Consider the following 12,465-nt stretch of genomic DNA (forward strand, 5'->3'; position numbering starts at 1 on the left):
GAAAGGACCCATCATGATTCATTCGTCCGTCACCGCGCCGGGAGTGTCTCGCCGTGGCCTGCTCGGCGGCGGCGTCGCCGTCTCCGCCGCCCTGCTGACCGGCTGCGGCCCGAGCGACGACACGGCCAGCAACGCCGCCGGGCAGCCCCGGCGCGGTGGCCGGCTGCGGGCGGCGTTCGCCGGCGGCGGTGTCAACGAGACGCTGGACCCGCACCTGGCGAACCTGTTCAACGAGGCGTCGCGCGCCAAGGCGATGTTCGACAAGCTCGCCGACTACGGCCCGGACGTCTCCATCCAGCCGCGCCTCGCCGCAAGCTGGGAGCCCAGCAGCGACCTGACCCGCTGGCGGATCAGCCTGCGCCAGGCCACGTTCCACGATGGCAGGCCGGTCCGTGCCGCCGACGTGCTCTACAGCTACGCCAGGATCACCGACCCGAAGCGGGCGTTCCGCGCCAAGGCCAGCCTCGACCTGATCGATCTGCCCCGCAGCCGCGCCGTCGACGACCGCACCCTGGAGTTGGCGCTCAAGCGACCCTTCGCCGAGTTTCCCAACGCCCTTGCCGCGTTCGGCGCGTACATCGTCCCCGAGGGTGCCGACAGCTTCGAGCGGCCCGTCGGGTCCGGGCCGTTCAGCTTCGACTCCTGGCAGCCCGGCCGGTCGCTGCTGCTCAAGCGGTACGACAGCTACTGGGAGGGCGCCGCGCACCTCGACGAGCTTGAGTTTCTGATCAGCAACGAGGAGTCGGCCCGGGTCAACGCCCTGCTCGCCGGCCAGGTGGACTACGCGCACGACATCACCCCCACCGCCGCTCGGACCCACGCCGACAGCGGCCGGATCGCCGTCACCCGGATGCCGAACAGCACCATGCAGTCGTTCGCCATGAAGGTCGACCGGCCGCCGTTCGACAACCGCGACCTGCGCGAAGCCATGTTCCTGCTCACCGACCGCCAGCAGCTCGTCGACACCGTCCTCGCCGGTTCCGGACAGGTGGGCAACGACCTGTTCGGCAAGGGCTACCAGTACTACGCCGACGACATCGCCCAGCGCACCCGCGACCTCGACCGCGCCCGGTTCCTCGTCGACAAGGCCGGCGCCAGGGGTCTGCGCATCACCCTGGACACCGCCTCGGTGGCCAGCGGATTCGTCGAGGCCGCCAGCGTCTTCGCCGAACAGGCCGCGCAGGCCGGCCTCGTCATCGAAACCGCGATGGGCAACAAGGACACCTACTGGAAGGACATCCTCGACTCCGGTGTGCTGGCCTCGTACCGCTCCGGTGCGATGCCCATCGAGACGCACATCTCCCAGCGGCTGCTCACCAACTCCACCACCAACGCCACCCGGTGGGCTCGCCCCGAGTTCGACGCCCTCTACGCCAAGGCCATCTCCAGCACGGACGAGGCGACCCGCCGGCAAGCGTACGGCGACATGCAGCGCGCCCTGCACGCCGAAGGTGGATTCCTGATCTGGGGCTTCGCGGACTTCCTCGTCGCCACCGCGCCAGGCGTCGGTGGGGTGTCCGCCGACGCTCCCGCCAACACCCTCGACTGGGCCCGCTTCGACAAGGTCTGGCTGGGGTGAGTCTGCCCCGCTACGCCGCCGGGCGCCTGATGCTCGGCCTCGGGCAGGTCGCCGGGATCACCGCCATCGTGTTCGTGCTCACCGAGGCGCTGCCCGGTGACGCCGCCGTGGTGATCGCCGGCGACCAGCCCGACCCGGCCCGCATCGCCGCGATCCGGGCGGATCTGGACCTCGACCGGCCGGCCTGGCAGCGATACTTCGACTGGCTGACCGACCTGCTCCGCGGCGACCTCGGCGTCTCGTTGATCTCGCAGCGGCCGATCGTCGACCGGCTCGCCGACAGCGCCGGTGCCACGCTGCTGTTGGCGGCGGTGACCCTCCTCGTACTGGTACCGCTCGCCGTCGCGCTGGGCATGCTGGCAGCCCGCCGGGAAGGCGGGCCACTGGACCGGACGGTCTCCGCGGCGTCCGTCGCGCTGTACGCGGTGCCCGAGTTCGCCCTGGCGATCCTGCTCATCGCAGTCTTCGGCGTCCAACTCGGCTGGCTACCGCCCACCGCGTTCGGCGCCGACCTGCTCGCCCAGCCGTCCGTGCTCGTGCTGCCGCTGCTCGTGCTGCTCGCCCGGCCGATCTGCACGATCAGTCGACTCACCCGCGCCGGCATGATCGACGCCCTGCGTGCCGAGCACGTACGCCACGCCCGACGGCTCGGCATCACCGGCAGCCGGCTCTGGCTCCGCCACGCGCTACCCGGCGCGCTGGCACCGGTCGTGCAGCAACTCGCCCGCACCACCGACTGGCTGCTCGGCGGCGTCATCGTCGTCGAGGCGGTGTTCGTCATCCCCGGCCTCGGCACCGCCCTGGTCGACGCCGTGTCCACCCGCGACATCCCCACCGTGCAGGCGCTGTGCGTCCTGGTGGCCGTCACCACCGTGCTGGTGAACCTGGCCGCCGACCTGGTGGCGTTCCGCCTCGCACCCCGGATCGGGGTCGTACGGTGAGGCGACTGCGCACCGTGACCGGGGCAGCGCTGCTCACGGTGCCGCTCGCGCTTGCCGTGTTCGGCCCGATGCTGGCCGGCGAGCCGGGTGACCGCGCGTTCCCGTTCTCCGGGGACGGGGTGCTGGGCACCGACTTCGTCGGCCGCGACGTTGGACAGCAGATCCTCCTCGGCGGCCGGTCAGTCGTCCTGGTCGCCGTCGGCGCGACGCTGCTGGCGTACCTCATCGGCGTGCCGGCCGGCCTACTGGCCGCGTCCTCCCGCCGCCGGTGGGTCGACGAACTGCTCATGCGCCCCCTCGACCTGACGCTTGCCGTACCGTCGCTGCTGCTGCTGATCCTGCTGGCCGCCACCGCGCCACCCGGGCCCCTCACCCTGGTCGGCATCGTCGCGCTCATCGGCCTGCCGGAGATCGCCCGGATCACTCGGGCCGCCGCGCTGCCGCTGGCCCACGGGCCAGCCATGGAGGCGATGCGCCTGTACCGCGAGACCTGGTGGCGGCGCGGTCCCGGCTACGTCGGCACCGGCATCCGCCGGACCCTGCTCGCCGACGCCGGAGTCCGGTTCATCGGCGCCGTCTACCTGGTGGCCACCGCCAGCTTCCTGGGCATCGGCGTGGCACCCGATGCCGCGGACTGGGCAGTCATGGTGGACCGCAACCGCACCGGGCTGTTCCTGCAGCCCTGGGCCGTCGCCGTGCCGGCCGCGCTGATCATCTGTCTGGCCGTCGGTCTCAACCTGGTCACCGACCGGATGCTGATCTCCGGTGCCGTCCCCAGCCCGTCAGCACCGCCCGCGCCGGCCACCACCGGAGACCGTGAACCCGTCAGCGGGCCGCTCCTGCACGTGCAGGACCTGACGGCCACCAGCGTCGACCGGACGCTTGTCGACGGAGTCTCCGTCGGCCTGCAGGCCGGCGAGATCCTCGCCGTCATCGGCGCATCCGGCAGCGGCAAGACCACCACCGCCCGGGCGCTGCTCGGCGAGGTCACTCCCGGGGTCACCCTCACCGGCACCGTCACCCTGGCCGGCCGGCCCGTGACGACCGCGACCCCGCCCGAGCCCGGCACCGCCGGCTACGTGCCCCAGCAGCCCGCCGCCGCCCTCAATCCGATACGCCGCATCGGCGCGGTGCTCCACGAGATCGCCCGACACCACGCGCCCGGCGACAGCCGCGCCGCCCACCGGCGCACGGTGACGGCCGTCCTCGACCGGGTCAGCCTGCCCGCCGACCGCCGGTTCCTGCGCCGCTTCCCCCACCAGCTCTCCGGGGGTCAGCAGCAACGGCTCGTCATCGCGCACGCCCTGCTGGCCCGCGCCGTCCTGCTCATCGCCGACGAGCCCACCACCGGACAGGACGCCCTCACCCGCAACGACGTCGCCCGAGAACTGACGAAACTGGCCCGCGAGGGCATCGCCGTCGTCCTGCTCAGTCACGACCTGCACCTCGTACGGGCCGTCGCCGACCAGATTCTCGTGCTGCACCGAGGCGCCGCCGTCGAACACGGCCGGGCCGCCGAGGTCCTCGCCGCACCACGACAGCGGCACACCCGTGAGCTGCTCGCCACGCCACCGGCCCGACCGCCGGCTGCGGTCGGTGCGGACCGGCCGCTGCTGCGCGTCACCGGTTTGAGCGCCGTACACCGCGACGGCGGTCGGCGGCGCGAGGTGATCCGCGAGGTCGCCCTGACCGTCGCCGCCGGACAGTGCCTCGCCGTGGTCGGCCGCTCCGGAAGCGGCAAGACCACCCTCGCCCGTTGCGTCGCCGGCCTGCACACCGCACGTACCGGCCAGGTGACCCTCGACGGGCACCACCTCGCCGCGCACCTCGACCGCCGTCGGCGGCACGAACTCGGCGCTGTCCAGTACGTGTTCCAGGACGCCCGCGCCAGCTTCAACCCCTACCGGCCGGTTCTCGACCAGCTCGCCGGTCCCGCCCGGCGACTGCGGAACGCCACGCCCGAGCAGGCCCGCCGCACCGCCCTGCACCTGCTCGAACGGGTAGGTCTCGCCGAACACACGGCGACCCAACGTCCCGACCGGCTCTCCGGTGGCGAGCTGCACCGCGCGGCGCTCGCCCGCGCTCTCGGCAGCGAACCCAGAGTCCTCATCTGCGACGAGACGACCGCCGGGCTCGACGGCGTCACGCAGCACGGCATCCTCACGCTCCTCGACGACCTGCGACGCAACCTCGCACTGACCCTGATCGTGATCAGCCACGACCGCGACGTGGTGGCTCACCTCGCCGACCAGATCGTCGTACTCGACAACGGCGCCGTGGTCGACCACGGCCCGGCCGACCTCCTGCTCACCGACGCACACCACCCGCTCACCCGTGCGCTTCTGCACGCCGACCCGGCGACCGCCGCGGCACCGTCGAACCCATGACCGGAGGAACAACCATGCCGCAGTACCGACACAGCGTCGGCCCGTACGACGTCCAGCCGGCCGACAAGCGGCACGTCGACGGAGCCCGCAGCGTCATGCTCGACACCTTCTACCGCGACTTCGGCCACGGCTACCGGCCCGACTGGCACCGGGACGTCATCGACCTCGACGGCACCTACCTCAGGCCCGAACACCACGCCCTGTTCGTCGCGACAAAGGGTGACGAGGTCGTCGGCACCACAGCCGTGCGCGCCGCCGGACCGAAGAGCCCACCCCACCCGCGCTTCCTCACCGAGCGCTACCCTGACGACACCACCGCTCAGCTGTTCCGGGTCTACGTCCGGCCCGAACACCGCCGCTGCGGCCTCGCCCGGGCACTCGTCGGCCTCGCGATCGAGTTCGTCACCCGGCAACCCCGTTACCGGGCGCTCTACCTGCACACCGACCCGCGCATCGACGGTGCCGAACCGTTCTGGCGGAGCATGGCCATGCCGGTCCACGACCCGCGCGACGGCGACCACGACACCTATCAGACCGTCCACTTCGAGATCGCCCTGCCCGGCCGATCTCGGTAGCCGACCCGTCGGCCTGTTCTGCCGCGGCCCTCGCACGGCAGAACAGGCCGACGTCCGGACGGGACTCAGAGCGCCGCCACTGCCGCGTTGTTGCCCGGCATCCGGGTCACGCGGGGCAACGACGCCACGGCCTCTGCCGAGCGGCTGCTCAGCTCGCCGCCCGGGCATATCGCGGTGCCCAGCAGCCTGTTCCAGGCGATGTCGATCGGATGCGCATCGGGCAGGCCGACCTGGTAGTGGCTGATGGTGATCCCGGTCGAGACCTGGCGGGCACCGTCGCGGCTGTGCAGCGAGAACGTCAGGTGGCCGAAAGTCGCGCCGTCGTGGCCCCAGAACTCGCCGCACGGGGTGGGCACCGAGTAGATGCCGAGACCGTAGCCGCCGGCCTCGGGCAGCTCCGGCACGAAGGGTACCCCGGTGAGCATCTCGTCGAGGGTGGCCGGGCTGAGCAGATCGCCGCCGAGCAGAGCCCGGAAGAAGGTGTTCAGATCCCCGGTGGTGGCGATCATCTCGCCGGCCGTCCACCCCCAGCTCATGTTGAACTCGCTGAGGTCGCGCACGCCGAACGGGGCGAAGTAGGCGCCGCTGTGCGGGCCACGGATCCTCGGATCGTCGCCGGGGAACGATGTGCCGCTGAGCCTCAGCGGCCGCAGGATGCGTCGCTGCACCTCGGTGGCCGCATCGTTGCCGGTGACCTTCTCGATGAGCAGTCCGGCCAGGATGTAGTTGGTGTTCGAGTAGCTGAAAGCCTCGCCGGGGGCGTTCGTCGGCGGCATGGCCAGGCCGGTGGCGACCAGGTCCGCCGGAGCGTACGTGGTGACCTGCATCTGGTTGATCGCGGCGTAGGAACTGATCATCGCGTTGGTGTAGTTGCCGATGCCGCTCGTGTGGTTCAGCAGCATCCGGACGGTGACCTGGGTGCCCAGCTCACCTGGCACGGTGTCGGGCAGCCACTGCCCGATCGGGTCGTCGAGGCCGAGCCGGCCCTCGTCGACGAGTTGGAGCACGGTGGTGGCGACGAACGTCTTGGTGATGCTGCCGATCCGGTGCCGCAGCTGCGGCTGCATGGGTCGGGGAGTGCTCAGGAACGCCTGGCCGGCGGCGTCACGCCAGTCACGCCGGCCGTCGCGCACCGCGACCAGGACGCCTGGCACGCCGGCTTCGGGCACCGCGGCGAGGGCGGCGCGCAACTCGGGGCGGTCCAGCCCGCCGGCGGCAGGACCCGGCTGCGCTGTGGCGGATGCGGGTACGACAGCGATCGTGCTCACCAGCGCGACACTTGTGGCCAAGATCTTCAGTGTCCGGAAAGTACTCGACATATCTGCATGCTCGCCGGCTCTCGGGCTGGCCACATCATGCTCAGGCCGGAGACCCGACTCCCGCTGCGGTACGAGTGCGGGTCATCCGGGGTCAGGCAGCCGCGATGCGACGAGAAACCAGGTCCTGCTCGGGTTTCGCCACCGGGACGGTGGGGGTAGAGATCGATTCGCCTTCAGCCAACCTAAGGAGACTGTCATGTCGGTGCAGGCGTTTCTCTATGTCGTAGCGGTCATCCTGCTCGTGCTCGCCGCGTTGCCCTTGCCCACCCGCGGTGTCTCGCTCGCTCTGCTCGGAGCGGCGTGCGCCCTGCTGGCCTACGCCTGGCCGGTGATCACCGAGTAGGCGGATGAGGTCGGGACGCGTCGACTCGACGGGCCGATCGGCGGGCGGCCCAGACGGTGCGTCTGGTTCGGACTGTGAGATCGCTACGGCGCAGGATGCTGTGCGGGCTGTCGGCGTCGATCAGCCGGTCGAGTGCGGCGAGGTCCTCGGCGGCGAGGGCGTCGGCCACCCGGTGTCGGATGAGTTGCAGGCTGGTGTGGGCGTAGGTGCCGACCGCCGGGTCGCCCGCCCCGTCGATGCGCACATCCACCTGTCGCTCGCCTTCTACGGTGAATCCGGCGGCGGTGAGCATCGGCCCCCAGTCGGCGCCACGGTGGGGGAGGTGCTCAGCGTGGACCCGGTCCGCGGCGTCGTGGCAGCGCTCTTCCAGGCCGGGTCGGTCCTCCGGGGCGTTCTCGGGAAGGAATCGCGGGAAGCCGGCCAGTTCGACGACGGCGAACAGGCCGCCCTCGGGCAACAGTTCGTGGACCCCGCGCAGGACCTGTTCGGGGCGGGCCAGGTGGTGCATCGAAGCGGAGGCCCACACCAGATCCGGGGTGCCCAGGTCGGGCCAGTCGGCCTCGTCGAGGTTGGCCTGGACGGTCCGGATCCGCTCCGTCTCACCCCGGGCGTACGCCTTCTCCCGCAGGCGCTGGAGATGTCCGGCCGACGAGTCGACGGCTGTCACGTGCGCCTCGGGGAAACGGTCGAGAAGGGCGAAGGTTCCCGCTCCGGTGCCGCTGCCCAGATCCACGATCTGCCGCGGGGGTGTGCGCAGGGGTAGCCAGGCGGTGATCTCGGTGAGGTGCGCCGCGAGGACTTCCGCGTCCAGGTCGAGGATCTGGGCCTGTCCGGCGTCGTCGTGGCACTCGTGGTGGGAAGCGTGGGTCATACCGCGACATTAGGACGATCATGCGGCTGCGGCATGATCGCTTTCCGATTACGCAAGACGATTGGCGAAAGAGCAGCCTGACAGGCAAGACCGCCGTCGAGCCGTCACCGTTGCGGGTTCTCGCTCTCGCGCTGCTGGTGTCCACGACGGGCGTCGCGGTCGAAGATGCCCAGGATCTCGCACGGACCGCCGTCCGCGCCGATGGCGTGGGGCAGCATGGTCGGGAATTCGGCGGCCTGGTTGGTCTCGAGGCGGAAGCGGCGATGGCCCAGCATCAGGACCGCCGTGCCGGACAGGACCACGAGCCATTCACGTCCAGGGTGGGCGCGCATGCGCGCCGGATTGTCCGGTGGTGGCTGGGTCATCCGCTGGCGGACGACTGTCATGCCGGGGTCGGCCTTGATGGGCCAGCGCATCAGTGCATGGGCGCTATCGATCATCGGGCTGGTGACGATGTCGTCGGAGGCGGTCTCCACGAGCTGGTCCAGGGTGGTGTCCAGGGCGCGCGCGAGCGTGACGAGTTGGTCCAGCGCGAGCCGGCGCTGGCCGTTCTCGATGCGGCTCAGCGAGGACTGACTGAGCCGGGCCCGGGTGGCCAGTTCCTCCAGGGACCACCCCTGGGCGACCCGTAGAGCACGGATCCGTTTGCGTACGAGGCTGTCCAGATCCTCATCGTCTTGCGTCATGGGCAACATTGTATGCCACTGACGCACATCGTGGTTAGCGTCGCGCCGGACCCAGCCGAACCGGGCCGGGCCGCTGCCCTTGCGGAGAGGAATCCATGAGTACTCACCAGCCGGCACCGCTGCCCACCAGGGCGCGGGGCGATGTGGCAGTCAGCGCAGGCGCCCCCGACGGTCGTGTTCGGTGTCGCGAGCGTCGCGGCGGGCCTGGCTCCGAACGCCGAAACCATGCTCGCGGCGCGCATGCTCAGTGGCGTCAGCGCAGCGATGATCATGCCGATCACCCTCGCCGTGATCACCTCCACGTTCCCCGTACACGAACGCGGCAAGGCGATCGGCGTGTGGACCGGCATCGCCGGTGGCGGGGGCATCCTCGGCATGTTCCTCTCCGCCCTGCTCGTCGATGTGGCCTCCTGGCGCTGGCTGTTCGTCCTGCCCGTGTCACTTGTCATCGTGGCTCTGGCCATGGCGAGGAGGTCGGTGCCCGACTCCCGCGAGCACTCGGGCCACCCCTTCGACCTGATCGGCGCGCTGACCTCCGGCGTGGCCGTGGTCGGGCTCATCTACGTGCTGCACGAGGGACCGGAACGCGGCTGGAGCGACCCCGTCACGATTGTCAGCCTCCTCGTCGGCCTCGCCGCACTTGTCGCGTTCGTGATCTGGGAACTGCGGCGCCGGGACGCCGCACTCCTGGACGTCCGTCTGTTCCGTGAGCGGGGGCTGGCCGGCGGTTCGCTCACGCTCCTTGTCGTCTTCGGCGTCCAGGCCGGCATCGCCGTGGTTCTCTTCCCGTTCTTCCAGGCCGTGCTCGGCTGGTCGGGACTGCTGTCCACGCTCGCGATGATGCCGATGGCGGTGGTGATGATGATGACGTCAGCGCTGGCCCCCCGATTGGCCACCCGCATCGGCCCGCGAGCCACGATGGCCCTCGGCATCGCGCTGGGTGGGATCGGTCTGACACTCATGGCCCTGGTCGTCTCCGTGGACGGCGGCTACCTCTCCGTCCTGCCCGGCATGCTCGCCATGGGCGTCGGCATGGGCTTCGCGATGACGCCCTCCACCGAGGCGATCACCAGCTCCCTACCCGCCGCCAAGCAGGGCGTGGCCTCCGCGCTCAACGACATCACCCGCGAGTTCGGCACCGCCCTCGGCGTCGCCATGCTCGGCGCGCTGCTGTCCGCCGGCTACCGCAGCTCCATCGACGACAAGCTGGACGGCGTCCCCGTGGACACCGCTGGCACCGCCCGTGCCGGAATCGCCAACGCCCTGGACACGGCCGGGGACGCCAGCTCCCACAGCTCGCAGGTGGTCCACGCCGCGCAGCAGGCCTTCGTCGACGGGTGGCGGCAGGCCATGCTTGTGGGCGTCGCCGTCATGGCCGCCCTGTTCCTCGTCGTCCTGGCCGGTGGACCCGGGCGCGACCCCGCCCGGCCGGTCGGGGAAACCGAAGCCACCGAGACCATCGCGCGCTGACCACCTGGGAGCACGGTCGCTCGCGGTGAGTTCACGGGGCACCATGGTCACCGCGAAGCTGGCATGCTCGGGAAGCTGTCGGGACCGACCGTGGGGACCGCCGGAGTCGGGAAAGGATCATCATGGGCAGCGAATTGGCCGACATCCTCGATGCGGCAGCCCAGGGGCATTTCCCGGCACCGGACGGCGGTATCACCGTGGTGCCACAGCCAGGCAGCCGCGACGCCGGAGTCGTCGCATTCACCGCCCATTCCGTGATCTTCACCGAGGAGGACCCGCTGTGGGTGCGCCGCACCCTGGCTGCTCTCGACTGCGACGCCCTGGCGGCCGCGATGAATCCGGCCTTCCTGAGTGCGCTGCTCGACCGCACCCGGCGCTCGATGGACACGATCGACCTCTTGACGGTGGCGAGCCCGCTCGCCGGTGAGCCCCAGCTCAAGCTGGAAGAAACTGCGGGCGCGGATCATCCACGTCAGGTCAGGGCACGGAAGCGCCGGGATGACGTCCGGGTCTGGGCGGCCGAGGGTGGACTGGTCATCCTCGGCCGCGGTGTGGCAGGCCGCTGGGAAACGGCTATCGAGGTCGACGAGGGGCATCGCCACCGGGGCCTCGGGCGGGCACTGGCGACGGCCGCCCGGCATCTGGTGCCCGACGGCCAGCCTGTCTGGGCGCAGCAGGCCGCCGGTAACGCCCGCAGCGTCCGTGCTTTCCAAGCGGCTGGCTTCCGACCGGTGGGAGCCGAAGCGCTCCTGCTCCACCCGTAGGCGTCACGGAAATCAGCTCAACGTGAAGGTCACGTCGTCGACGTCGAAGGTCGTGACGCCGTTGCCGGCTGTCTCGCTGGAGAGAAAGCTGGCCGTCGCGGTGCGCTCGGTCGTCGCGGTCCCGGACGACATGCTGTACTGCCGCCACTGCGACCCACCGTCGAAGGCCAGCGAGAACCTCGTCTTCGGGGGTATCCCGGTGACCGCCAGCCCGACGTTCAGGTAGTCGCCGCGCATGGTCTCCGTGGTGGTGGTCCGGACCCAGAAGCGCACCGTCAGGTCGCAGTTGGCCGGCACCGTGACGGTGCTGCGCAGCAGGTCGGTACGGGTCACGTCCAGCCCGGCGAAGGTGGCGTACGCGCGGCCGTGGTGTGCCGGCCGGGTCGCGTCGCCGAGCACCACCATGCGAGGGCCGGCTTCCCAGCCGGTGGTGCCACGCTCGAATCCCGGGTTCGGGTGGATCTGCCCGGCGCAGGGCGGGTCGGCGGCCGGCTGGCCGTAGGGTGCGCTGCCCGTGGTGAGCACCAGCAGGGCGGCGGCGAGGGCGGTGGTGACGAACGCTTTCATCAGTCCTCCCCGTGTCGGAGCATCCGACGAACGATGCCAATCGACAATGCTCGATGAGATTCGGGGCGTCAAGCACTTCCCGGGTTCCGGCGCCCGCGGCGCTGTGACATATTGCCCACCCGAGCGGCCAGCGGATTCGGCAGCCGATACCTACAGTCGGGCCATGGGCACCGACGAAGGGTCACCCGAGCCGGCGCAAACCCCCGGTCGGATGCCCGTACGAGCCGTCTACCCCGGCAGCTTCGACCCCTTCACCGCCGGGCACCTGAACGTGGTGGGCAGGGCCCGCGCCCTCTTCGACGACGTGGTCGTGCTCGTCGCGGTCAACAGCGGCAAACACCCGGACGCCGACGAACAGGCGCGAGCGGCCGCTGTCCGGGCTGCCCTGCCTGTCGAATGGACCTCCGTCACCGTCGCGGCCTGGCGCGGACTGACCGCCACCTACTGCCGTCGCCACCACGTAGGAGTGATCGTGCGCGGCGTGCGTGACCCGAGCGACCTGCAGGCCGAGTACCGGCTCGCCGCGATGAACCATTCGCTGGGTGTACCCACCGTGTTCCTGCCCGCGCAGCCGGAACTGAGCAGGGTGTCGTCGACTGCGGTGCGTACGGTGGGAAAGTCGCTCCCGTCCACCCCGTCGTAGCCTGCCGTCCATCGGCGTGCTCCGTCCCGTACCTCGGACACTGCCGACCAGTCGACACGCTCCGGCCCGTACGATGGCCTGTGGTGCTGGTGCGTCCCGGCCGTGAGGGCGGGACGTCGTAAGAGGGAACCCGGTGTGAATCCGGGGCTGCCCCGCAGCGGTGAGTGGGAACGACAGCCGTCAACAGAGCACTGGACCGCGAGGTCTGGGAAGCGACGGCCAGTAGGCGACCTGGTGTCATGCCCACGAGTCCGAAGACCTGCCAGCGCTGCGCGCGCCGCCGGTGTGCGCCGCCGGCGGCCTCTCGGGAGGGTCAGGGC

Annotated in this window: 12 protein-coding genes and 1 riboswitch; of the genes, 8 read left to right on the plus strand and 4 right to left on the minus strand. The window is 70.9% G+C overall.

Annotation, left to right across the window (positions count from 1 at the left end):
• Window positions 1–13 precede the first annotated feature (13 nt).
• The 4 genes from CLT74_RS03985 to CLT74_RS04000 are packed head-to-tail and all read left to right on the plus strand — an operon-like array spanning window position 14 to window position 5,482.
• A complete protein-coding gene (locus tag CLT74_RS03985) occupies window positions 14–1,579 on the plus strand; it encodes an ABC transporter substrate-binding protein (RefSeq protein WP_099851248.1) in 1,566 nt (521 codons plus the stop codon).
• Complete coding sequence (locus CLT74_RS03990) at window positions 1,576–2,520, plus strand: ABC transporter permease (protein WP_486581964.1); 945 nt, start codon at window positions 1,576–1,578, stop codon at window positions 2,518–2,520. Before CLT74_RS03985 ends, CLT74_RS03990 begins: the two co-directional genes overlap by 4 nt.
• Entirely contained in the window at window positions 2,517–4,907 is a 2,391-nt protein-coding gene (locus CLT74_RS03995; RefSeq protein ID WP_486581965.1) for an ABC transporter ATP-binding protein/permease, read from the plus strand. Before CLT74_RS03990 ends, CLT74_RS03995 begins: the two co-directional genes overlap by 4 nt.
• On the plus strand, window positions 4,904–5,482 hold the full coding sequence (locus CLT74_RS04000; RefSeq protein WP_486581966.1) for a GNAT family N-acetyltransferase: 579 nt from the start codon (window positions 4,904–4,906) through the stop codon (window positions 5,480–5,482). The genes CLT74_RS03995 and CLT74_RS04000 overlap by 4 nt, the downstream gene beginning before the upstream one ends.
• A gap of 65 nt (window positions 5,483–5,547) precedes the next feature.
• Here CLT74_RS04000 and CLT74_RS04005 read toward each other — a convergent pair whose 3' ends face one another.
• Window positions 5,548–6,771 carry a serine hydrolase domain-containing protein gene (locus CLT74_RS04005; RefSeq protein WP_486582695.1) on the minus strand — a complete coding sequence of 408 codons (1,224 nt, stop codon included), beginning with the start codon at window positions 6,769–6,771 and terminating at the stop codon, window positions 5,548–5,550.
• A gap of 226 nt (window positions 6,772–6,997) precedes the next feature.
• On the opposite strand from CLT74_RS04005, the gene CLT74_RS30685 reads away from it, so the two are divergent.
• Entirely contained in the window at window positions 6,998–7,144 is a 147-nt protein-coding gene (locus CLT74_RS30685; RefSeq protein ID WP_199172089.1) for a hypothetical protein, read from the plus strand.
• On the opposite strand, the gene CLT74_RS04010 is transcribed toward CLT74_RS30685, so the two are convergent.
• Together CLT74_RS04010 and CLT74_RS04015 are read right to left on the minus strand one after the other, a co-directional pair.
• Window positions 7,134–8,015, minus strand: a complete 882-nt coding sequence (locus tag CLT74_RS04010; protein ID WP_099845323.1) for a class I SAM-dependent methyltransferase — start codon at window positions 8,013–8,015, stop codon at window positions 7,134–7,136. The genes CLT74_RS30685 and CLT74_RS04010 overlap by 11 nt on opposite strands.
• A 104-nt stretch (window positions 8,016–8,119) precedes the next feature.
• Window positions 8,120–8,701 carry a helix-turn-helix domain-containing protein gene (locus CLT74_RS04015; protein WP_199172090.1) on the minus strand — a complete coding sequence of 194 codons (582 nt, stop codon included), beginning with the start codon at window positions 8,699–8,701 and terminating at the stop codon, window positions 8,120–8,122.
• Window positions 8,702–8,842: 141 nt separating this feature from the next.
• On the opposite strand from CLT74_RS04015, the gene CLT74_RS04020 reads away from it, so the two are divergent.
• Together CLT74_RS04020 and CLT74_RS04025 are read left to right on the plus strand one after the other, a co-directional pair.
• Window positions 8,843–10,171 carry an MFS transporter gene (locus CLT74_RS04020; RefSeq protein WP_099845325.1) on the plus strand — a complete coding sequence of 443 codons (1,329 nt, stop codon included), beginning with the start codon at window positions 8,843–8,845 and terminating at the stop codon, window positions 10,169–10,171.
• A gap of 122 nt (window positions 10,172–10,293) precedes the next feature.
• On the plus strand, window positions 10,294–10,935 hold the full coding sequence (locus CLT74_RS04025) for a GNAT family N-acetyltransferase (RefSeq protein ID WP_099845326.1): 642 nt from the start codon (window positions 10,294–10,296) through the stop codon (window positions 10,933–10,935).
• Window positions 10,936–10,947: 12 nt separating this feature from the next.
• Here the strand turns inward: CLT74_RS04025 and CLT74_RS04030 are convergent, their stop codons facing one another.
• Window positions 10,948–11,502, minus strand: a complete 555-nt coding sequence (locus tag CLT74_RS04030; protein ID WP_099845327.1) for a hypothetical protein — start codon at window positions 11,500–11,502, stop codon at window positions 10,948–10,950.
• A gap of 163 nt (window positions 11,503–11,665) precedes the next feature.
• Between CLT74_RS04030 and coaD the strand changes: the two genes are divergently transcribed.
• Complete coding sequence (coaD, locus tag CLT74_RS04035) at window positions 11,666–12,145, plus strand: pantetheine-phosphate adenylyltransferase (protein ID WP_099845328.1); 480 nt, start codon at window positions 11,666–11,668, stop codon at window positions 12,143–12,145.
• Between the two features lie 70 nt (window positions 12,146–12,215).
• Window positions 12,216–12,426, plus strand: a riboswitch (cobalamin riboswitch).
• The last annotated feature ends 39 nt before the right edge of the window (window positions 12,427–12,465 follow it).

The organism is Verrucosispora sp. CNZ293, assembly GCF_002754655.1.